Source organism: Pyxidicoccus sp. M6, assembly GCF_055568925.1.
The window spans coordinates 10,358,934-10,379,071 of sequence record NZ_CM145714.1 but is presented as its reverse complement, the minus strand read 5'-3'; the positions used below and the strand labels follow the sequence as shown (position 1 = coordinate 10,379,071).

Here is a 20,138-nt window from a genome sequence, read left to right as displayed (position 1 = left end):
GGGCGCTTGCTCCAGTGGCGTGGTGTCCGCGCTAGCGGCCCTTGCCGAGGAAGTCCTTGATGGACGCGTAGATGGCGTCCTTGTCCGCGATTTCGCTCAGCGCGACGTTGGTTGCGTCTCCCACCGCCTCGCGCAAATCCTTGATGAACTGCCCGCTGCCGTAGGGCGACTCCACCTGCCCGTAGGCGAACTGGTTGACGTTGGGCAGCACGTCGTTGCGAAGCATGTCGATGCACTGGCGCGTGTCGTCCGCGCTCCAGTTGTCACCGTCGCTGAAGTGGAACGGGTAGATGTTCCAGGCGCTCTTCGGGTAGTCCGCGAGGATGATGTCGCGGCAGAGCTTGTACGCGCTGCTAATCATCGTCCCGCCGGACTCGCGGGTGTGGAAGAACGTGTCGCGGTCCACCTCGCGGGCCACGGCGTCGTGGATGATGTAGCGCGACTCCAGGCCCTTGTACTGGTGGCGCAGCCACGTATCCAACCAGAAGCTCTCGATGCGGACGATTTCCTTCTGCTCGTCGCCCATCGAGCCGGACACGTCCATCATGTAGATGATGACCGCGTTGGTCTCCGGCAGGTTCTGCAGCTTGTAGCTGCGGTAGCGCCGGTCCTCGCGCATGGGGACGATGATGGGCCGGTTCGGGTCATACGTGCCCGCGGCAATCTGACGCCGCAGGGCCTGCTTGTAGGTGCGCTTGAAGTGGCGCAGCGACTCGGGGCCGGTGGTGTTGATGCCGGTGTAGCGAATCTTCTGCGTGACGATTTTCTCGTTCTGCCGCCGCTCGATGTTGGGCAGCTGCAGCTCTTCACCCAGAATCTGGGCGAGCTCGTCGAGGGTGACGTCCACCTCGAGGGCATGGTCGCCCTCGCCTTGTCCGGCCTGGTGGCCCTCCCCGGGCTCCACGGCCCCGGGGCCGAGCTGCTGACCCACCTCTCCATCCCCCTGCCCGACGCCGCCCTGCTCCTTGTGGCCGTACTTGAAGCGGGGGATGTCGATGAACGGAATGGGGATGGAGATGGCGTCCTTCCCCTTCTTCCCCAGCATCTCGCCCTTCTGCACGTACTTGCGCAGGTTGGCTTTGATCTTGCCGCGGACGATCTGTTTGAAGCGGGAGTGGTCCTGGTGGATCTTCAAGGTCACGACGGCTCGCCTCTCTCCTGGGGGTTACTCCTTCGCGTCGCCTCGGGCGAAGATGCTGGCCACGAAGTTCAGCACGTCCGTGGAGCAGATCTCGCAGTAGCCGTAGTTCTTCATCATCCGGTCCTTCACCAGGTCGATCTTCTCCTGGGTCTCCTTGTCCACGACGGAGGAGACGAGGTTCTTGAGCTTGATGCTGTCCTTCTGGTCCTCGAACAGCTTCAGCTCCAGTGACTTGTGGAGCCGCTCGTTGGTCCGGTAGTTGAAGGTCTTCCCCTCGACGGCCAGCGCGCCGATGTAGTTCATGATTTCGCGGCGGAAGTCGTCCTTGCGGCTCTCGGGGATGTCGATCTTCTCCTCGATGGAGCGCATGAGGCGCTCATCCGGCTCCTCGTAGAGGCCGGTGTACTTGTTCTTGACCTTCTCCTTCTGGGTGTAGGCCTTGATGTTGTCGATGTAGTTGCCGCACAGCTTGCTGATGGCGTCTTCATCGGCGGAGATGGCGCGTTGGACCTCGTTCTTGACGATGTCCTCGTACTCCTGCTTCACGGAGGTGAGCAGCTCCTTCATCCGCTTGCGCGCGTCCTCGCTGTTGATGAGCGAGTGCGTCTTGAGGCCGGCCTCCAGCTCGTTGAGGACCATGAAGGGGTTGATGCAGCCCTCGCCCTTGTCGCTCACCAGCGCGTTGGAGATCTTGTCCTGGATGTAGCGGGCGGAGATGCCCTCCAGGCCCTCGCGCACGCTCTCCTTGCGCAGCTCCTTGATGTTGTCCTCGGTGAAGTTGGGGAGCGTCTTGCCGTTGTAGAGCTTGAGCTTCTGCAAGAGCGAGAGATTGTGCTTCTTGGGCTCCTCCAGGCGCGTGAGGACGGCCCACATGGCGGCCATCTCCAGCGTGTGGGGGGCGATGTGCTTGCCTTTGATGGCGCGGGAGTTGAAGTCCTTCTCGTAGATCTTCACCTCCTCGGACAGCTTGGTGATGTACGGGATGTCAATCTTCACCGTACGGTCTCGCAAGGCCTCCATGAACTCGTTGTTCTCGAGCTTCTTGTACTCGGGCTCGTTGGTGTGGCCGAGGATGACCTCGTCGATGTCCGTCTGGGGGAACTTCTTCGGCTTGATTTTGTGCTCCTGCGACGCGCCGAGCAGGTCGTAGAGGAACGCGACGTCGAGCTTGAGGACCTCGACGAACTCGATGATGCCGCGGTTGGCGATGTTGAACTCGCCGTCGAAGTTGAAGGCGCGCGGGTCCGAGTCCGAGCCGTACTCGGCGATCTTCCGGTAGTTGATGTCACCGGTGAGCTCGGTGGAGTCCTGGTTCTTCTCGTCCTTGGGCTGGAAGGTGCCAATGCCGACGCGGTCCTTCTCGCTGAAGACGAGGCGGTTGACGCGGATGTGGCTTGCGACCTTGGCGAAGTCGCCCTGGTACTGCGTCATCAGGTCCTTGAAGACGAAGCGGCAGGCGGGGCAGAGCTCGGAGCCGTCGGGAATGGTGTAGCCGCTCTCCGGCGGGGACAGCTCAGCGTAAATCTTCGGGCGCCATTCCTTGAGAATGAGGTTGAGCGGCTCCTCATTCATGGGGCACTTCATCTTCTCCTTCACCGTGGTGCCGTCCGGCAGCTTCTTGTCGGTGACCCAGGAGAAGGTGTACGCGGCGCCGTCCGGCGTCTTGGAGTAGTCCTCCATGCCCTTCTTGAGCAGGCGGGCGATGGTGGACTTGGACGAGCCGACGGGGCCGTGGAGGAGGATGACGCGCTTCTCGGTGCCGTAGCCCTGGGCGGCGGACTTGAAGACGTTGACGAGCTTCATCAGCGGCACATCGAGGCCGAAGATGGCGTCCTTGCCGCCGAACTTCTCGTCGCTGAAGAAGTGGTAGCGGATGAGCTTCTTCTTGTTGTCGATGTACTCCGTCTTCCCGTGGCTGAGGATCATGTCGTAGATCCTCTGGAAGGCGGTGCGGGTGACCTTGGGGTTCTTCCGGACGATATCGAGGTAGTCCTCGAACGAGCCTTCCCAGGTGAGCTCAGCGTAGGTCTTCGCGTCCTGGAGCGCGGCGATTCTGGAGACCCACGAAACCTTCTCAGCGTCCTTCATGTCTCTCCCTCGGGGCCGCCTGGGGTGCGGAGGAGCCGCGCCGACAGGGGGCCAGAATGGTGAACCTGGAGGGCTGGAATGCCATTCCACAAACACCCCGCCGAGGTCCCAGGCACAAACAGCCCTGCTGCCCCTTCGGGACCCCGCCGCGGAGTGGGACCGCGCGTTACGCTCGTGGTGGGGTTGGACGCCGTGCGGGCGCACCCCCTCCACGGGGTGAAAAGGCACTTTGATTATAAGGTGCCTCGCCCACGGGGGTAGGGTCCCCCCCTCGCGCGAAGGGTATTGAACGCCCGGTGGGTGGATTTCCGTGCGCCCGGCGAGGCCGGACTGTTACCTAGCTGTGGGGCAGCGTGCCCGTACGTTCCACATGTCGGCGCGCGGCCTGCACCGCCCAGGCGGCGAGCGGCCAGAGTACCGCGCTGAAGGCCAGCAGGGCGCCCCAGGTGGGTAGAAGGCGCTCCATGCTGGCGCCTTCGAGCGCCGCGGCGCGCAGTCCGTGCAGGGCATGGGTGGCGGGCAGCAGCCGGGCGGCCATGCGCAGCGTCTCGGGCAGCACGTCCACCGGGTAGAGCACGCCGGCGAACAGGTAGCTGAGCATGTCGAGCGCGTAGGCGAACGGGTCTCCGCGCTTGAAGACGAGCACGAAGGCGGCGGACAGCAGACCGAGCGCGCTGAAGGTGAGCACGCTCAGCCCCAGCGTCACGGCGAAGGTCAGCGGGTGGACGGAGAGGCGCGCGCCGAAGAGGAGCGAGCCGGCGACGAGCAGGCCGCACGCGCGCACGAGCGAGCCCGCCACGGGGCCGGCCGCCATCAGCGCGACGACGTGAAAGGTGGAGAGGGGCGCGGCGAGCAGGGGCTCCAGCGAGCCGTCGTTCTGCGCGGCGCGCACGGCGTTGCCGAAGCCACGCTGCAGGCTGCGCAGCAGGGTGGCGGTGGAGAGGCCCACGAGGGCGAAGGAGTAGTAGTCCACGCCGTAGCGGCCGCGCACGGCGGGGGCCTCTCCGACGGTGCGCGCGAGGAAGTAGAAGAGCGTCAGCGTGAAGAGGCCGCCGGCCACGAGGAGCAGCCCGTTGAGGCGGTAGGCGGTGGCGATTTCGAAGTCGCGCCGGAGGAAGGCGACAAGGCGCCTCATGCGTCCTCCGCGGGTTGCGAGGCGAAGACCTCGTCGGCGGCGGGCTTCACGTCCGCGAAGGTGCCTGCGGCGGCGATGCGGCCCGCGTCGAGCAGGAGGACGCGGTGGGCCACGGCCTGGACTTCCGCGAGGTCATGGCTGGCGAAGAGGACGGCGGCGCCGCGCGAGGCCGCGTCGGTGAGCACGCGGTTGCGCACGCGGCGCGCGGCGCCCGGGTCCAGCGAGCGCGTGACTTCGTCGAGCAGCAGCACGCGCGGGCGGTGGAGCAGGGTGCGCATCAGCACCACGCGCGCCCGTTCTCCGCTGGAGAGCGTGCGCGTCTCGCGGTCCAACAGGCGGCGGGCCTCCAGCGTGTGGGCGAGCTCGTCGATGCGCGCGTCCACCTCGCGCGGAGGGACGTCGTAGAGCGCGGCGTAGAAGCGGAGGTTCTGCCGGGAGGTGAGGCGCGGCGCGAGGCCTCTGTCGTCACTGAGCGCGGCGCCCACGTGGCGGCGGACCTCGGGTCTGTCCTTCACCACGTCGCGCGAGGCCACCCGGGCGGTGCCCGCGTCGGGCAGCAGCAGGCCGCAGAGGATGCGCAGCAGGGTGGACTTGCCGGCGCCGTTGGGGCCGATGAGGGCGACGACTTCGCCCGCGTCCACGTGGAAGGAGATGCCGCGCAGGGCCGGGCGCGAGGGCGCCACGCGGCCCCGCAGGCGCGCCCAGAGGCCGGGCGGCGGGTACGTCTTTTCAAGTGCTGCGACCTCGACCTCCGGCATTGACGGCATTGGAGCCGAAAACGCGCACGGTGTCTTGGGCGCAGGTGCGCGTGGGACGGCGGAGGCTCGGGCAGTGGACGCACTCGGCTTTGGCGCTGATGGGCTCACGAGGCCCGAGGCCGGAATCGTGCACGGTGTCTCACGCGCTGGACGCCCGGGGGCGCGAGTGTCCTCGGAAGGACGGTGAGCACGCGGCGTGCATCAGGCCCCGGCGTCACCCGACCCAGGGAGTCGAGTCATGTCCACCTTGCTTGTCGCATCCTGTCTGCTGGGCGCCGTGCTGTACGGCCTTCCATTGATGACCGCCGAGGACGTGGTGGCCACGTCGCTGTTGGACGCGGGGGCGGAGCCCCGCAGGGCGCTGGTATTGATGCATCAGCCGGGATGGGCGCAGCGGGCGAAGCTCTCGGTGGCGTCGGAGGTGGAAACAGTCTCTGGCATGGGCCCGGACGGAGAGCTGCGCACCGAGTATGGCCCCGAGGTGGTGGTGCCCCTGCACCTGGACCTTCCCGCTACGAGCGTGGATGCGGGGGCCAGGTTCCGGACGGGGCCGGGCAGGCTGGTGCCGCCGGACCCGTGGGCGACGCGGCAGACGGCCCGCTACCGGCTGCGCGTGGGCCAGCCCGAGGTGCGCGCCGCGGACGACGACGGAGAGGGGCACGCCTTGAAGCTGGCGCAGGCCCTGACGGGCATGAGCGGGCGGCAGGGCGAGGTGGTGCTGTCCTCGACGGGCGCTCTGGTGGAGGCGTGGATGGACCTGCGGAGCGGTATGTCCTCGGCACTGACAGTGCTGATGCGCGGAGCGCTGTCCTCGGACTGGCTCGCCACGCCGCAGTTCCCCGAGGAGCCGGTGGGGCCGGGCGCGCGCTGGACGGTGGCCCGGGCCCATGGCGTCGGCGGGCTGTCGGTCATCTCCTATGAACTCGTGGAGTTGCGCGGCCCCCACGGGCGGCTGAAGTTCCAGCTTCATGCGAAGCGGCCAGGAGGCCCGAGGGAGCCGGTGGCGGAGGGGGAGCTGCGCTTCGATTTGCGCCGTCCCCTCCCGGAGCGGATGGAGGCCCTCTTCACCTCCCGCGCCTCGCCGGGCCCTCGGGAGGGGCGGGAGGTGATACGTCGCACCCGCGTGAAGCTGGAGGCAGGCGGGCTCCAGCCGGTGGCACAGCGTGTGAGGGTGGCGATGCCTCCCTGAATGGTTGCGGCTCCATGGAAAACCCGGAGTGGGGAGTGGGGGCTTCGCGGTGGGTGAAGCAGGGAACGCCCTGCGAGCAGGGGAGCAGGGGGCGCTGGCTTGGCTTTGGCCCCTTCCTGCGTATCCTGCCGCGCGAAATGGCGACCGCCCCCTCTGCCCTGTCCGTTCCACCGTCCCCCGCGCCGAATCTCTCGGCGGTGCCCGCACCCGCGCCCGAGCCGAGCACCCGGCTCCTCATCGGGCTGCTGCTGGTGGCGGCGCTGGTGCCGCGCCTGCTGGTATTCGCCGTCAACGAGAACCTCTACGGCGACGCCGTGGTGCGCACGGAGCTGGCGGAGCGCTGGCTGGACAATCCGCACGTCATCAAGGCGTACGGCGACGGGGCGTACCAGTTCGGTCCGCTGCACATGTACCTGGTGGGCGCGGCGTTGTCGGTGATGGACCGGGAGGTGGCGGGGCGCGCGGTGAGCCTGCTGTTCGGCGTGCTGTCGGTGGTGCCGCTGTTCGCGCTGACGCGGAGGCTCTTCGGCTGGCGCGAGGGTGTGGTGGCCGGGCTGGCCTTCGCCGCCTGGGGCATGCACATGCAGTTCTCAACCACGGCCGGCAGCGAGGCGGTGTCGCTCTTCTTCATGCTGGCCGCCTTCGCGCTGTACGCGGAGGGCGTGGACGAGAACCGCTTCGCGCCCATCTTCCAGGCGGGGCTGATGCTCAACTTCGCCTGTGCGCTGCGCTACGACGCGTGGATGTACATCCCGCTGCTCACGCTCGCGCTGTGCTTCAGCAGCGAGGACAAGGTGGCGGCGGTGACGCGGGCGGTGGGCTTCGGGTTGACGTGCCTGCCGTTCCCCCTGCTGTGGATGCAGGGCAACGAGCTGATGCATGGGGACCCGTTCTACCCGGTGAAGGCGGTGGAGGACTTCCATCGCAACTGGGTGCTGTCGTCGGCGGGCTCGGGCCCGGCCATCGGCTGGCGGCTGCAGCAGCTCGGGTTCTGGCCGGGGATTGCCCTGCTCACGCTGTCCCCCGGCGTGGCGCTGCTGGGCATGTGGGGCATGGTGAAGGCGTGGCGCGCGCGCCCGGACACGCGCTGGCTGGTGGCGGCGGCGGTGGTGCCGGCGGCGTATTTCACCTTCCGCGCGGTGGTGCTGCTGACCTTCGTGCCGCTGGGGCGCTTCACGGTGACGCAGGTCGCGGTGGTGCCGGTGTTCGTGGCGTTCGGCTTCGCCGCGCTGGTGGGCCACCGCGGCGCGGGCGTGCGCAAGGCGCTGGCGGGCGTGACGGCGGTGCTCGCGGTGGCGGTGCCGGTGGCCCTGGGCCTCTTCACGTTCCGCGCGGAAGGGCGCTTCCAGGACACGCTGCGGCCGGTGAGCCCCACCTCCACCAACCCGGTGGCGGTGATGAAGGTGGCGGACTACGTGAAGGCGGAGGTGGCCAGCAAGGGTGGTGCGGTGGCCATCGACGACGACCCCAGCTACATGGACCTGCAGCTCGCCTTCTTCTCCGGCCTGCCCGAGGAGCGGATGGCGCGCGTGCGCTGGGACACCTTCCGCAAGCGCCTGCAGGAGACGCAACCGGAGGTGCTCATCCGCTTCGAGCAGGGCTCGCTGGTGAAGGACGCGGGCGTGAAGCTGGAGGGCCGCACCCTGGTGCTGGACGGCGTCGCCTACGAGGAGCTGGACGGCTTCTCGGCGCCGCTGCACGTGTACCGGCGCCGGCCGTAGCGCGGCGCCGGCGGCTCACGACTCCGAATCGTAGTCGTCCGGGTGGTAGTCGGAGTCGGACGGGCGGTGGGCGTCCAGCCATCCCTGGAGGATGAACTGGGCGGCCACCTGGTCGATGACCTCGCGGCGGCGGGCGCGGCTGACGTCCGCCTCCAGCAGGGTGCGCGTGGCGGCGACGGTGGACAGCCGCTCGTCCCAGAGCTCGACGGGGAGGCCCAGCGCGGTGCCCAGCGTGTCCGCGAACTTGCGTGAGGCCTCCGCGCGCGGGCCCTCGCTGCCGTCCATGTTGAGGGGAAGTCCCAGCACCACCCGGCTCACGTCGTGCTCGCGCGCGAGGTCCGCGAGCGCGCCGAGGTCCGCCTTGAGCGAGGTGCGCCGCACGGTGGTGACGCCCTGGGCGGTCAGCCCGAGGCCATCCGAGACGGCCACTCCGATGGTCTTGGTGCCCAGATCCAGGCCCATGGTCCGCATGACGGCGGGACTCTAGCCCCAATCCCCCGCCGTGGACCGCCCCGTCCGCGGGCGGGGACGTGCGTTGGAAGTCGCGTGAGCCAACCCGTGGATTTCGTTGGGGGAGCGGCGGCACCGCGGCCGGCACCGCCGCTGCAAACCCAACAGGCACAGCGCGGCGTCAAACACCAACCCCGCCGCGCGAGAGGGCTCATGCTCGACTTCCTCAAAGGTGCGGCCAACCTGCTGGCCGGTCCCATGTCCTCCGTGGTGGACATGGCGGGTAACGCGCTGGGGCTGCCACCGCTCATCACCAACGCCGTCAAGGCCGTCGGAGGAGTCGCGACGGGCAACATCATGATGGCGGCCAGCGGCGCCATGGGCGTGGCGAAGGAGCTGTCCCAGAACCCCGCCGCGAAAACGGAGTACTGCCCGCCGTCCTCGGGAGGCGGCATCAAGCCGGGAGAGGGCTATGCGTCCTCTTCACCCGTCCTGGCCCCGGGCAGCAGCCCGCTGGACCCGAAGATGCTCGACTACGCGGACTCGCTGAGGGTGCTGGAGGCGAACTTCACCCAGCTCGACTACCTGGACGGCAAGAAGAACGGCTCCCTGTCGAAGACGGACCTGGAGCGCATCGCCGGTGACGGCAGCCTGTCTCCGCAGTTGCGCAACGCCGCGCGCTTCATGTTGGAGAACAAGGGACTGTTCATGCGGCTGGATGCCGGCAGCAAGGTGCTCAACTTCGGGCCCATGGGGTTGCTGTCCAAGGACCGCTTCAGCCTCAGGGACCTGCGCAGCGAGCTGCAGCGCGTGGAGGGGGAGTTCGCCCGCTACGGCCGCCCCGAGCGTCCGGGCAGCAGTCCTCCCGGCGGGTGCGGACCGGGTGGCGGGACGCCGCCGACGCCGGGGACCGGCTCTGCACCCCCGTGTGGTGGTCCGCCCACGCCGACGCGGGGCAACGACACCTCGCCTCCGGGTGACAGGCCCCCCGCTCCGCCTTCGCCGACGCCGGGCACCTCGGGGAACGGCGTGGACCCGAACTTCGCCGAGTACCGCGACGCGCTGAATGTGCTGAACAAGAACTGGGACACGTTCGACTCGGCGGTGGGCTCGAAGGACAACGTGATGACGCGTGAGAATCTCGAGGCCATCCTGAGCAACCCGGCGGCCTCGTCGACGCTGAAGCGGGCCGCGCAGTTCTTCAAGGACCACCCCGAGTACTACGACCGGTTGGAGATGGCGTCGGGTGTGGGCGGCCGCGACGGAATCGTGGGGCGGCCCGACGTGACGGCGGCGCTGAAGCAGGCGGGAGACGCGCAGGGCTCGTCGGGGACGCAGGGCTCCTCGGGCGCGGGTAAGCCGGTGGGGGGTGGCACGAGCGCGAGGAGCATCGTCGACAACCCGAACATGAGCGTGGAGGACAAGGTGCAGGCCATCCTCATGTCCATCGCGGAGAACACGGACGACGAGCTCCTCGGTGTGTTGAACGAGATGGCGGACCAGCGTGACCAGCGCGCCACGCTCGGTACCAGCGATGCGGACAAGCAGAAGGCCGCGAAGCTCGACAGCAGCATGCAGGAGCTGGAGCTGCGCCTGCAGAAGCTGATGGAGAAGCGCAAGGCCATGTTCGAGCTGATGAGCAACATGTCCTCGAAGTTCCACGAGATGGCGAAGACGGCCATCTCCAACCTGCGGAGCGCGTGAGCCTCCATGGGACGCATCATCAAGCACGAGGGAGCAACGGCCATGCAGATGGAGAGCGGAGCGGTGCGGCGGCTGAAGTCCTTTGCCCGTGGGGAGTCGACGTGGGCGGAGGTGGAGGGGATGACCTTCGAGGAAGCGAAGGCCATTGCCCAGGTGGGGTGCGACCTGGCGGGGGCCGGCCGGCTGGAGGAGGCGCGCATCCTCTTCGAGGGGTTGGTGGAAGGGAACCCGAAGGACACGGCGGCGCGCGCGGCGCTGGGCACCGTGTACCAGAAGCTGGGACGGCTGGAGGAGGCCATCGCCGAGTACAGCGCCGCGCTGGCGCGCGAGCCGGGCAACCCGGTGGCGCTGGCGAACCGCGGCGAGCTCTACCTGCGCAAGGGAGACCGTCAGGGCTTCACGGACCTGGCGAACGCGGTGGACGCGGACCCGCACGGTGAGACGGCGGCGGGGCGCCGGGCGCGGGCGCTGGTGAAGGCCATTGCCCTGATGGCGGTGGAGAAGCTGAAGGAGGACTCGCAGTCGTAGGGCGGGTCCGACGAGGGGCCGCCGGGACGTTGGGGAGCGGACCGGCGGCGGCAGTCGGCGGGTGGGCTCGCGAGGGGCGAGGACGGGAGGCGCGGGGAGCCCACCTGCCGGCCGCTTTTTCGGGTGCGGCGCTACGGCTTCGGCGGAGGAAGGGCGGCGAGCCGCTCGCCAACGGGCGGGTGGCTCATGCCCTTGAGGACGACCCAGCGGGGCGGCTCGGGGTCCATCTTGTTCACCCGGGCGGCCTTCACGAGCATGCGGCGGAAGGACTCCACGTCGCCGGTGAGGCGCAGGGCGTATTGGTCCGCCTCGCGCTCTCGCTCTCGGGAGAAGGCGCTGGAGATGGGGTTCGTCAGCAGGATGACGAAGAAGAGGAGCAGGGAGAGGAGGGGCAGGGTGCGGATGTCCGCGAAGCGGGTGGTGCCGAACCAGCCTCGGGAGGCGGACAGGTGCAGGAGGCGGTCGAAGGCGAAGAGCAGGGCCAGCAGCGCGAGCGAGGCGGCGATGCGGCCGGGCCACTTCGGTTCCAGGACGTGGCCGGCCTCGTGGGCCACGGCGGCGAGGACTTCATCTTCCGTGAGCTCCTTGAGGATGACGTCGTTGAGGATGATGGCGCGCGTGGGGCCCTGGCCGGCGAAGTAGGCCTGCACGCGGCGGGACGCGACGGAGGTCTCCTCCACCCGCACGTCGGAGAAGGTGATGCCGGCCCGGGTCATCAGCTCCGTCATCCGCGTGCGCAGGGGGCCCGCGGGCAGCGGCTTCTGGTCGAAGTAGAGGCGGCCCCGGTACGAGTCCAGGGCCGAGGACACGAGCATGAGGAGGGCCACGGGCACGCCCAGCACCAGCCACCAGCGCCGCACGCGGCGGGCGAGCCCGTACAGTCCGATGACGAGCGCGGAGAGGCACACCGCGGCCAGCAGCTGGCCCTTGAACATGTCCGACGCATAGGCGCTCGGCGTGTAGTTGGACAGGCCGTGGCGGTGCTCGAGCGTGTATTGGAACCAGACGTCCACCGGCAGGTAGACGAGCTTCACGAAGAGGTCCATCCCGAGCGCGAAGAGCACCGCGGCACCCCAGCCGGGCTCTCCCCACAGCCTGTCCATGGTGCGGAAGAAGGCGCGGCTGACGGGCGCCGTGCGCAGCGCGCCGAGCCGCCGCTCCAGCCCGGCCGCGAGCGCGGCGGCCGCGCGGTACAGGGGCTGGACGAGCACGCCGAGCAGCAGCGCCAGGAGGGCGAAGCGCGCGAAGGGCTCCACCGCCGCCCGGATGTAATAGGGCAGGTGGTAGGCGTGAATCTCCGCGAGTTGCTCGGCGGTGAAGAGGGGCTCCATGAAGGAGCCCGAGGCTACGTCGAGCGGGCCCGGCTGCCCAGCCGGGCCAGGGCGTCAGGAGTGGGGCTCGGCGCCCGCCGCGGGCGGTGCGGGATGCGAATCGGCGTCGGGCTCGCCTTCCGCGTCCGCCAGCAGCAGGGCCTTCACCTTCGCGAGGCTCTCGCGGGTGCGGTCCACGAAGGCGCTCTGCGAGCCGATGCGCTCGGCCGTCTCCAGCGTGCGCTCGTAGATGCTGATGGACTTGGTGAGCAGCACGCGAATCTTCTTCCGCAGCTCCTGGCGGTAGACCTGGGCCTCGGCGGCGTCGAGCTCGGAGGGCGCGGGCGATTTCACCATGTGCTCGTAGAGGTTTTCATAGAGGGCGCCAATCTGCGCGCCCGCGGCGGTGGCCCAGTAGCCGTTGCCCACGCGGATGGAGCGCAGGTAGTGGCCCTGCGCGGAGAGGAGCAGCTCCGCCTTGTAGTTGAGGTCCTCGGCCAGCTTGTCGCTGCCCTTCGCCGGGTCCAGCTTCACGTCGTCGTAGTGCAGCCGGTAGATCTCCCCGATGAAGAAGTGCGCCTGCGCCGGGAAGTAGTCGTCCACCTCGTCCTTGTCGGCGAGGCCCTCGTAGGTGGAGATGGACCTGCGCAGCGCCTTCTCCGCCTCGTCGGAGCGGCCCGCCTCCAGCATGCAGATGCCCTGCTGCACCTGGGCCTCCAGGCGCTTGTTGATGGGGAGGTCCTGCCGCTCGGCGATGGTGGCCAGCAGCGTGGCGGCCTCGTCGTAGCGCTCCAGGTGGTACTGCGTCTCCGCCACGCGGAAGGAGGCGTCGAGCGCGTCGCCCGTACCCTTCGCCGGGTCCGCCAGCTCGGAGAAGCGGTGCCCGGCCTCCTCCCATTCCTTCAGGCGCTGGTGGGCGAGGCCCGCGTTGTAGAGCGCCGCGCGGCGGTGCTTGCTGTCCGGGTGGAAGTCCGCGAGCCGGCCGAAGTAGCGCGCCGCCTGTCTGAAGTCATTGGCCGCGAAGGCCGAGGTGCCTCCCGCGAAGAGCTCCTCGTCGTTGAGCTTGTCCAGCTCCAGGTCCGCCGTCACCGTCACCGGGTCGAACTGGATTTCCTGCTTGGGGGGCGTCCCCTGGCCGTCCGCCCGCGCGGCCGAGCCCGTCGTCCGGCATCCGGACACCACCAGTCCCAGCGCCGCGAGCCACCACCACCGACGAGTGACCGACATGTGCGCTCGCTCTCTCCCAATCACGAAGTGCGTCCTCCTGCTCCCAGGCCGGCGGGCCCGGTCTGCCTCCAGGACATCGCGGAGGCCCCGGGGGTTCCCACCGTCGCGGGTGGGCGCGCCGAAGCTTAATGCGCCCCCGCCGCCCGCGCCTCCCCGGCCGCCTGCCCTCCGGACGGGAGGAACGACGTGCCGGGCAGGGACGTCCGACAGGGCGGCTCCGTCAGGAAAGCGACTCGTCTCCTAGCAGGTAGCGACCGGTGCGCCAGAGGGCGGTGATGTCGTGCACGTCCAGCTCGAAGCGGGGCACCTGGATGATGGGGACGCCCGGGCAGGCGGCCTGGAGCTGGGAGATGCCGGTCGAGTCCTGCTCGGCGAGCACCTGGAGCTCGCGCAGCGTCTCCTCCACCTTGGCGCGGCGGGTGGGCGTCAGCGTGGCCGCGTCCGTCCACAGCGCCTCGTCCGGCATGGGGTGCACGCGATTGACGACCAGCGCCACCACCTCCATGCGGTGCTGCTTGAGCAGCGAGTGGAAGTGGATGGCCTCGTCCATGCGCTCGGGGTGGGGGCTCGTCACCAGCACGAAGCCGGTGCTCGGGTCCTCCAACAGCTGCCGCACGCCGCGCGCGCGCTCGCGGAAGCCCTCGTTCATGGAGGAGATGGAGAGCATGAAGTTGGACAGCTCCTGCAGCATCTCCGTGCCGGTGAACTTGGCCAGCGCGCGCATGACGTAGCCGCTGCGGTTGAAGAGCGACAGGCCCAGCTTGCCCGCCTTCAGCGCGGGCGCGAGGAGCCACTTCGCCGCCTCGTTGTCGAGGAAGTCCAGCACGCGGTTGGGCGCGTCCAGGAAGTCCAGCGCGTGCGCGGTGGGCGGCGTGTCCAGGACGATGAGCTCGTGGGAGTTGCGGCGGCGCAGCTCCCAGAGCTTCTCCATGGAGATGTACTCCTGGCTGCCCGCCAGGGCCGTGGAGAGCGACTGGTAGAAGCGGTTGGAGAGGATGCGCTCGCGCTGGTCCGCCGGGGCGACGCGGGTAATCAGGTCGTCCCACGTCTGCTTCATGTCCAGCATCATCGCGTACAGCGGCGCGCGGGCCGTCACGCCGAGCGGCTCCAGCGCGGTGGCCGGCACCTGCGTCTCCGCGTTGCCCAGCCCGGTGAGGCCCAGCGAGTTGGCCAGCCGCTTCGCCGGGTCGATGGTGCACACCAGGCTCTTGCGCCCGTCCACCGAGGCGCGCAGGGCCAGCGCGGCCGCCGCCGTCGTCTTCCCCACGCCTCCCGAGCCCACGCAGATGAGGACGCGCTTGTCCGCGAGCGCGGACGCCAGGGCCGTCGTGCTCACGTCTCCCCCGTCACCATCGGTTCGAGGTGCCCCATGACCTGTTCAATCGCGTCCCTTCCGAACTCGGGAGTGAAGAGCCGTGGCACCGTGAAGAGCGGCGCGTGCAGGTTGCGCTCCAGCTTCGTCCCCGCGAGCACCGCCTGCGCCGCGCGGTCGTGGTGTGCCTTGGCCACCGCGTGCAGCTCCGGGTGGCCGAGCAGCGCCTCCAGGTCCGCCTCCGTGAAGCGCTCGGGAAAGGCCTGGTTGAGCACCGCCGCGTGCGTGCGGATGTTCACTTTGTCACGCAGCGCCGCGTGCAGCTCCAGCGCCTCGTTCACCGGCATCTCCTCCGGCAACGCCACCAGCACCGTCGCCGTCACCGCCGGGTCCACGAGCAAATCGCGCATCTTCTGGGCTTCACGGGACATGGGCCCCGGAGGCACCGTCTGCACCAGCACCTGCGGCACGCTGAGGAAGGAGATGGCGTGTCCGGTGGCCGGCGCGTCCATGACGATGGTGTCGAAGCGCGGGCGCCCGTCCGGCCCCGTCTCCTGCAGGTGGTACATGATCTTCCCGAGCAGCACGAGCTCCTGCAGGGAAGGGATGAAGCGCAGGAAGTAGCGCACCAGCCGGTTCTCGAAGACGGTTTTGTAGAGCGTCTCGAAGCGCAGCACCATGAGGCCGTACTCGCGCATGGCCTCCTGGGGGCGCACGTCCACCGCCCAGAGGTTGTCCTCCAGCAGCGTCACTTCGGGGCCCGCGGCGGGGCGCTCGAGGAAGCGGCTGACGCGCTCCTGCGTATTCACCTCGCAGACGAGTGTCTTGCGCCCCGCGCGCGCCGAGGCCAGGGCCAGGGCCGCGGCAATGGTGCTCTTGCCGACGCCGCCCTTGCCCGAGACGATCCACAGCCGCTTGTCGAGAAGTCCGGCCATAAAAGAGAGCGGCGAACCGTAGGAATCGTGTCTCCAGGAGTCAACGCGTTTGGCCGCTTCTTGTTGCGCTGCTTGACACGTCGCGTTGGCCCCTCACAGAGTGCGGCGTCTTTTTCCTGACTTCCTGAAGGCCCTGCGGGCCCCACGCGCGAGGATGCGCATCCCATGCTCAAGAACAACCCGGTGATGAAGAAGCTCGTGGAGACGGGCGAGGAGCGGATTGGCAAGCTGGCGCAGCAACTGCTCTCCAACGAGAAGTTCGTGGCGGCGGTGCAGACGCTGGTGTCGCGCTCGCTGGCGGCGAAGGGCACGCTGGACAGCACGCTGCGCACGGCGCTGTCGGCCATGAATCTGCCGTCCACGGCGGACCTGGAGCAGCTGCGCTCGAAGGTGGATGACCTGGAGCGGATGCTGACGTCCGTCGAGGGTAAGGTGGACGCGCTGGTGGCGGCGAAGACGGGCGCGAAGAAGGAAGCGAAGTAGTCCGGCCGGGGGGGCCATGCGGCGCATCGCCTTCATCAACGAGAAGGGCGGCACCGGCAAGACGACGCTGGCGGTGAACACCGCCGCGTGGCTCGCGCGGGAGAAGGGCCTGCGCGTGCTGCTGGTGGACCTGGACACGCAGGGCCACGCGGGGAAGGTGCTGGGCGTGGACGTGCGCACGCTGCCTCGCAACGTCTTCCACCTGCTGACGGACGAGGCGGTGCGCTTCGAGGACGTGGTGCGGCGCTCGGCGGTGGAGGGCCTGGACGTGCTGCCCGCGTACAAGGAGATGGCGGACTTTCCGCTGGTGGTGGCCTCGGACGCGCGCCGCGCGCACCGGCTGGCGGACCGGCTCATGGCGGCGGAAGGCGCGGGCTATGACGCCGTCGTCTTCGACGCGCCGCCGTCCATGGGGCTCACCACGCGCAACATCCTCGTGGCCGCCACGGAGGTGGTGGTGCCGGTGGCGCTGACGTACCTGGCGCTGGACGGCTGCGCGGAGCTGGCGGACACGGTGCGGCAGGTGGGCGAGGCGGAGGGCCGGCCCGAGCTGCGCGTCACCAAGGTGGTGCCCACGCTGTACCGGAAGACGGCGCTGGCCGAGGCGATTCTGGAGCGCCTGAAGGCCTACTTCCCGGACGCGCTCGCGGCCACGCCGCTGGGCTTCGACGTCAAGGTGGACGAGGCCCAGAGCCACGGAAAAACCATCTGGGAATACGCGCCGAGGAGCCGGGGGGCCCGCATGCTGGCGGCCATCGCGGCCGAGCTCCACGGCGGGCCCGCCCCGAGGAAGAAGGGGCGGGCGCCGAAGGTTGCGTGAGGCGCGGGCCGTGGAAGCCGGCGCGCCCCGCGTGGGCTACGGCTGCGGCTTCTTCTGCTGCTCGACCTGCTCGAGCTTCTTCTCCAGCTCCTCGAGGCGCTGGGTAAGCGCCGCCATGTCGCGGCCCAGGGCGGGGAGGTTGCCGGTGAGGTTCTCCACGACGTGCTTCACGCGCTCGTCAATCTTGCGCTGCCAGTCCTCGAACGCGCGCTGGCTGGCCTTGAGCAGGTCGGCCGGGTTGAGGCCGGCGCCGCCGCTCGCGGGCTCGCTGGAGGTGACGTTGGCGGACGGCTCCTCGGGGGTGGGGGCGTCCGTCTTGCCGGTGGATTCGTCGCGGCGCAGCAGCTTGTCGAGGCGGGACTCGGCCTCTTCACGGATGGAAGCCACGCGCGGGGTGACCTCCTTCTGGATGAAGCCGGAGATGGACTCGCCTGGGTGGCGGATGATCTCCCGCAGCACCGACAGCGGCATCTGGTTCTTCTTCTTCTCCTCCTCGAAGATGATCTGCGCGAGCGTGACCGAGGTCAGGTCTTCCTTTGTACGGTTGTCGACAATCCGTACCTCGGTCCCTTCCTTGATCATCGCGGCGATTTCATCCAGCGTGACGTACCGGCTCTCCACGGTGTCGTAGAGCTTCCGGTTCGTGTACCGCTTGATGATCTTGGGCTCCTTGCTGGGAGCGCCTGCTTGCTCGGCCTCGCTCATGTGTCTCTCCGCCCCTTTTTTGGGCTCGACTCCAAGCCACGTGCCCCGCCTGAGTCTCGCAGGGGCGAACCTCGTAGCAGAGGGGTTGGAAGCGAGCAAGCAACGAGAACCCGGCTCGCCGTGCCTCTCCGCTGCCCCTATACTCGCGACTCCAGCCGGGCCTGCTGAATGATCGTCAAGTGCGAGCGGTGCCAGACGCGGTTCAAGATCCCCGATGAGAAGGTGACCGACAAGGGGGTCAAGGTCCGCTGCACCAAATGTCAGAACACCTTCCGGGTCACTCGTGAGACCGCCGCGGGTGAGGCGGGTGCGTCGCCTGCGCCCTCTCCTGGCGGAGAGGCGGACCCATTCGCTCCATTCGGGGTCGCTCCAGACCCTCGAAATGTGGAGATAACCAAGCCGGGGTACTTCGCCCAGGGCGTGGAGGCCACCCGGGGCCCGCCTGCCCGACCGGCGGCTACACCGTGGAACAGTGTGGACGGGGACCTCGACACGGGGGACGGTGTCTTCCACGAGCCGACCCGTGTCGGTCCGGTGCCGCTGCCGCCCGCGGCCCGCACGCCGGCCACTCCGTTCGATGCGCCCGGAGCCATGGGGGCCGTGCCGCTGCCGGCGCCCGCTGGCGCTCCTCCGGTGGGGCCGGCCCGGCCCATGACGACGGGGCTGTATGGCGGCGCGGTGCCTCCCGCCGAGACGCAGGGGGGCCATGCGCAGGGTGGGGCCGTGCCGCTGCCGGGGGCCGTCGCCGCCGTACCGCTACCGGGCGTGGCGGGGCCGAGGCCCGCGGGGGCCGTAGCTCCCGCCGGGACGGGGCGTGGGGCTCCTCCCGGGACTCCAGGTGCGGTGCCCGCTCCGGTGACCATGTTCGGTCCGCAGAAGGCCGGGGCCCCGGCGCCTCGGGCGGGGCAGGGCGGCGGTGCGCCCCCGCCTCCTCCGGCGCCAGGCGCCGTGGCCGCGCCTTCGGGGACGTCGGCTCCTGTCGGGGGGCCTCCTCCCACTGCCCGTGGTGCCGTGCCTGCTCCCGGTCCTTCCGCCCCGGCTTCGTACGAGCTGGGAGGACCTGACCCGTTCGCGGACCTGCTCGGGGCTCCGGGCGCTTCCGCGCCGGCTGCGTCAGCGGGGGCATTCGACCTGCTGCCTTCGCCCAAGGCTCCCGCGCCCGCCGTCCCGGGTCGCGCTCCAGGCATGCCGTCTCCCACGGCTCCGCCGGCCGCGGAGGCGCTGCGCCGGGCCGCGAACCCTCCGGCCTCCGCGCCTTCCGGGGCGGTGGCGATGGGCCCGGTGCGGCCGGCTCCCGCTCCCACGACTTCCTTCCCGGGCGAGGACCCGTTCGGCTCCTTCGACATCGATGACGCCACCGTCACCGACATCCGCCCGACGGCCTCCGCGTCTCCGCCGGCTCCCGCGAGCGAGGAGGACCCGTTTGGTGCCATCGACGTCGATGACACCGCCGTCACCGCCACGAATGCGCCCCTGCCAGCTCCCGCCGGCGAGGACCCGTTCTCGTCCATCGACCTGAAGGGTTCCAAGGGCGCGCCTTCCCCGGCCCCGTCCCGGGCGCCCGCGAAGGGCGCTGCTCCGGCGCCGCTGCCCCCGCCTCCGGGCGAGGACCCGTTCGCGTCCATCGACCTCGGTGGCCCCCGCTCGGCTGCTCCGGCCGCGCGGCCCGCCGCGCCCGTGCCACAGCCGGCCCGGGCGCCCGCTCCACCTCCGCCGTCCGCGCCGGCAGACCCCTTCGACCTCTCCGGTGGCGCGGACCCGTTCGGCGAGCACGCCGGCTTGCAGCCCACCGACACGGGCCGCGCCGAGCTGCTCGGGGCTTCGCCTCCGGCCCCGGACGACTTCTCCGCTCCCACCGACGCCGGTACGGGCTCGCTGCTGGCGGACGTTCCCCCGGTGGAGGAGGCCCAGGAGTTCAGCGTCACCCTCGGCAGGGTGGGCGCGCCCGGCGCGGGCTCCGTCGAGGTGCTGGACATGGGCGCCGTGCCGGCCGCGCCCGCCGTCACCGTGGCCCGGCCCACCGCCCGGCCCGAGGACGTCGGCATCCCCCAGAGCCGTCCTCCGAGCCGCGCCCGCAAGGTCACCGCGCTCATCGCCAACCTCGTCGTGGCCTCCGTGCTCGTGGTGGCCTGCGCCGCCGTGGGCCGCGTCTACCTGCGCGAGGGGCGCGTGGACCTGTCCGTGCTCTCCCCGGACCACCTGCGCACGCTCGTCGCCCCGTCGCCCCGGCCCCTCGTGGCCCTGGACGTGACGAACGCCCTCTACGACACGAAGTCCGGCCGCCCGCTCTTCTTCGTCCGGGGCGAGGCGGAGAACCGCTCCGGCGCCGCCACCCGCATCCGCGTGCGCGCCGCGTTGTTCGACGGCAGCCAGCGGGTGCGCTCCGCCGAGGCGCTCGCGGGCGCGCTGCCCACGCCCGAGGAGCTCTACGCCGTGGGCAACTCGGAGGCGGCCACGGCGCTCAGCCAGCGCCTGGACGCGGCTGCCACCCTCGTGGCGCCCGGCGCGAAGGTTCCCTTCCTCGTCATGTTCCAGGAGTACCCGGCGGACCTCGGCGGTTTCCGGCTGGAGGTCACCCTGGAGCCGGTGCCGCCCGCGACGGCGGAGGCCGGCGGCCGCACGGAGTAAGTCA

17 protein-coding genes and 1 pseudogene are annotated in these 20,138 nt (G+C 69.9%); 8 read left to right on the top strand and 10 right to left on the bottom strand.

Features of this window, described 5'->3' with window-relative positions; all coding sequences use genetic code 11:
- Positions 1–31: 31 nt before the first annotated feature.
- The 4 genes from ACVTJA_RS40755 to ACVTJA_RS40740 form a co-directional block, all read right to left on the bottom strand.
- Positions 32–1,141, bottom strand: a complete 1,110-nt coding sequence (locus ACVTJA_RS40755; protein WP_465828634.1) for a DUF444 family protein — start codon at positions 1,139–1,141, stop codon at positions 32–34.
- 24 nt (positions 1,142–1,165) lie between these two features.
- Entirely contained in the window at positions 1,166–3,229 is a 2,064-nt protein-coding gene (locus ACVTJA_RS40750; RefSeq protein ID WP_465828632.1) for a PrkA family serine protein kinase, read from the bottom strand.
- Between the two features lie 337 nt (positions 3,230–3,566).
- Positions 3,567–4,364: an ABC transporter permease gene (locus tag ACVTJA_RS40745; protein ID WP_465828631.1), complete on the bottom strand. Its 798-nt coding sequence runs from the start codon at positions 4,362–4,364 to the stop codon at positions 3,567–3,569.
- Complete coding sequence (locus tag ACVTJA_RS40740) at positions 4,361–5,122, bottom strand: ABC transporter ATP-binding protein (protein WP_465828628.1); 762 nt, start codon at positions 5,120–5,122, stop codon at positions 4,361–4,363. The genes ACVTJA_RS40745 and ACVTJA_RS40740 overlap by 4 nt, the downstream gene beginning before the upstream one ends.
- A gap of 238 nt (positions 5,123–5,360) precedes the next feature.
- Here ACVTJA_RS40740 and ACVTJA_RS40735 point away from each other — a divergent pair, with 238 nt between their 5' ends.
- Positions 5,361–6,311: a hypothetical protein gene (locus ACVTJA_RS40735; protein WP_465828625.1), complete on the top strand. Its 951-nt coding sequence runs from the start codon at positions 5,361–5,363 to the stop codon at positions 6,309–6,311.
- A gap of 137 nt (positions 6,312–6,448) precedes the next feature.
- Entirely contained in the window at positions 6,449–8,032 is a 1,584-nt protein-coding gene (locus ACVTJA_RS40730) for an ArnT family glycosyltransferase (RefSeq protein WP_465828622.1), read from the top strand.
- Positions 8,033–8,047: 15 nt separating this feature from the next.
- Here ACVTJA_RS40730 and ruvX read toward each other — a convergent pair whose 3' ends face one another.
- Positions 8,048–8,503 carry a Holliday junction resolvase RuvX gene (gene ruvX, locus ACVTJA_RS40725; protein ID WP_465828618.1) on the bottom strand — a complete coding sequence of 152 codons (456 nt, stop codon included), beginning with the start codon at positions 8,501–8,503 and terminating at the stop codon, positions 8,048–8,050.
- Positions 8,504–8,695: 192 nt separating this feature from the next.
- Between ruvX and ACVTJA_RS40720 the strand changes: the two genes are divergently transcribed.
- Together ACVTJA_RS40720 and ACVTJA_RS40715 are read left to right on the top strand one after the other, a co-directional pair.
- Positions 8,696–10,186, top strand: a complete 1,491-nt coding sequence (locus tag ACVTJA_RS40720; protein ID WP_465828614.1) for a hypothetical protein — start codon at positions 8,696–8,698, stop codon at positions 10,184–10,186.
- 6 nt (positions 10,187–10,192) lie between these two features.
- Positions 10,193–10,714, top strand: a complete 522-nt coding sequence (locus ACVTJA_RS40715; protein ID WP_465828612.1) for a tetratricopeptide repeat protein — start codon at positions 10,193–10,195, stop codon at positions 10,712–10,714.
- Positions 10,715–10,845: 131 nt separating this feature from the next.
- Here the strand turns inward: ACVTJA_RS40715 and ACVTJA_RS40710 are convergent, their stop codons facing one another.
- The 4 genes from ACVTJA_RS40710 to ACVTJA_RS40695 form a co-directional block, all read right to left on the bottom strand.
- On the bottom strand, positions 10,846–12,045 hold the full coding sequence (locus ACVTJA_RS40710) for a M48 family metalloprotease (RefSeq protein WP_465828608.1): 1,200 nt from the start codon (positions 12,043–12,045) through the stop codon (positions 10,846–10,848).
- A 54-nt stretch (positions 12,046–12,099) separates the two neighbouring features.
- Positions 12,100–13,251 (bottom strand): tetratricopeptide repeat protein, encoded by a 1,152-nt coding sequence (locus ACVTJA_RS40705; protein WP_465828605.1) that lies wholly within the window; start codon positions 13,249–13,251, stop codon positions 12,100–12,102.
- A 220-nt stretch (positions 13,252–13,471) separates the two neighbouring features.
- Positions 13,472–14,587, bottom strand: coding sequence for an ArsA family ATPase (locus ACVTJA_RS40700; RefSeq protein WP_465828602.1), 1,116 nt, complete (start codon positions 14,585–14,587; stop codon positions 13,472–13,474).
- Positions 14,584–15,498 (bottom strand): ArsA family ATPase, encoded by a 915-nt coding sequence (locus tag ACVTJA_RS40695; RefSeq protein WP_465828600.1) that lies wholly within the window; start codon positions 15,496–15,498, stop codon positions 14,584–14,586. The genes ACVTJA_RS40700 and ACVTJA_RS40695 overlap by 4 nt, the downstream gene beginning before the upstream one ends.
- 165 nt (positions 15,499–15,663) lie before the next feature.
- Between ACVTJA_RS40695 and ACVTJA_RS40690 the strand changes: the two genes are divergently transcribed.
- Together ACVTJA_RS40690 and ACVTJA_RS40685 are read left to right on the top strand one after the other, a co-directional pair.
- Positions 15,664–15,981, top strand: coding sequence for a hypothetical protein (locus ACVTJA_RS40690; RefSeq protein ID WP_465828598.1), 318 nt, complete (start codon positions 15,664–15,666; stop codon positions 15,979–15,981).
- A 16-nt stretch (positions 15,982–15,997) separates the two neighbouring features.
- Entirely contained in the window at positions 15,998–16,801 is an 804-nt protein-coding gene (locus tag ACVTJA_RS40685) for a ParA family protein (RefSeq protein WP_465828597.1), read from the top strand.
- A 36-nt stretch (positions 16,802–16,837) separates the two neighbouring features.
- Here ACVTJA_RS40685 and ACVTJA_RS40680 read toward each other — a convergent pair whose 3' ends face one another.
- Entirely contained in the window at positions 16,838–17,506 is a 669-nt protein-coding gene (locus ACVTJA_RS40680; RefSeq protein WP_465828596.1) for a polyhydroxyalkanoate synthesis regulator DNA-binding domain-containing protein, read from the bottom strand.
- 168 nt (positions 17,507–17,674) lie between these two features.
- Here ACVTJA_RS40680 and ACVTJA_RS40675 point away from each other — a divergent pair.
- Positions 17,675–17,734 (top strand): annotated as a pseudogene (locus tag ACVTJA_RS40675) (zinc-ribbon domain-containing protein); the annotation flags it as partial.
- A 957-nt stretch (positions 17,735–18,691) separates the two neighbouring features.
- On the top strand, positions 18,692–20,134 hold the full coding sequence (locus ACVTJA_RS40670; RefSeq protein WP_465840772.1) for a hypothetical protein: 1,443 nt from the start codon (positions 18,692–18,694) through the stop codon (positions 20,132–20,134).
- The last annotated feature ends 4 nt before the right edge of the window (positions 20,135–20,138 follow it).

Excerpts from the sequence above, each read along its gene's own strand:
- ACVTJA_RS40750 (WP_465828632.1), bottom strand. The coding sequence starts at position 3,229 with ATGAAGGACGCTGAGAAGGTTTCGTGGGTCTCCAGAATCGCCGCGCTC.
- ACVTJA_RS40745 (WP_465828631.1), bottom strand. The coding sequence starts at position 4,364 with ATGAGGCGCCTTGTCGCCTTCCTCCGGCGCGACTTCGAAATCGCCACC.
- ACVTJA_RS40740 (WP_465828628.1), bottom strand. The coding sequence starts at position 5,122 with ATGCCGGAGGTCGAGGTCGCAGCACTTGAAAAGACGTACCCGCCGCCC.
- ACVTJA_RS40735 (WP_465828625.1), top strand. The coding sequence starts at position 5,361 with ATGTCCACCTTGCTTGTCGCATCCTGTCTGCTGGGCGCCGTGCTGTAC.
- ACVTJA_RS40730 (WP_465828622.1), top strand. The coding sequence starts at position 6,449 with ATGGCGACCGCCCCCTCTGCCCTGTCCGTTCCACCGTCCCCCGCGCCG.
- ruvX (WP_465828618.1), bottom strand. The coding sequence starts at position 8,503 with ATGCGGACCATGGGCCTGGATCTGGGCACCAAGACCATCGGAGTGGCC.
- ACVTJA_RS40720 (WP_465828614.1), top strand. The coding sequence starts at position 8,696 with ATGCTCGACTTCCTCAAAGGTGCGGCCAACCTGCTGGCCGGTCCCATG.
- ACVTJA_RS40715 (WP_465828612.1), top strand. The coding sequence starts at position 10,193 with ATGGGACGCATCATCAAGCACGAGGGAGCAACGGCCATGCAGATGGAG.
- ACVTJA_RS40710 (WP_465828608.1), bottom strand. The coding sequence starts at position 12,045 with ATGGAGCCCCTCTTCACCGCCGAGCAACTCGCGGAGATTCACGCCTAC.
- ACVTJA_RS40705 (WP_465828605.1), bottom strand. The coding sequence starts at position 13,251 with ATGTCGGTCACTCGTCGGTGGTGGTGGCTCGCGGCGCTGGGACTGGTG.
- ACVTJA_RS40695 (WP_465828600.1), bottom strand. The coding sequence starts at position 15,498 with ATGGCCGGACTTCTCGACAAGCGGCTGTGGATCGTCTCGGGCAAGGGC.
- ACVTJA_RS40690 (WP_465828598.1), top strand. The coding sequence starts at position 15,664 with ATGCTCAAGAACAACCCGGTGATGAAGAAGCTCGTGGAGACGGGCGAG.
- ACVTJA_RS40685 (WP_465828597.1), top strand. The coding sequence starts at position 15,998 with ATGCGGCGCATCGCCTTCATCAACGAGAAGGGCGGCACCGGCAAGACG.
- ACVTJA_RS40680 (WP_465828596.1), bottom strand. The coding sequence starts at position 17,506 with ATGAGCGAGGCCGAGCAAGCAGGCGCTCCCAGCAAGGAGCCCAAGATC.
- ACVTJA_RS40670 (WP_465840772.1), top strand. The coding sequence starts at position 18,692 with ATGCCGTCTCCCACGGCTCCGCCGGCCGCGGAGGCGCTGCGCCGGGCC.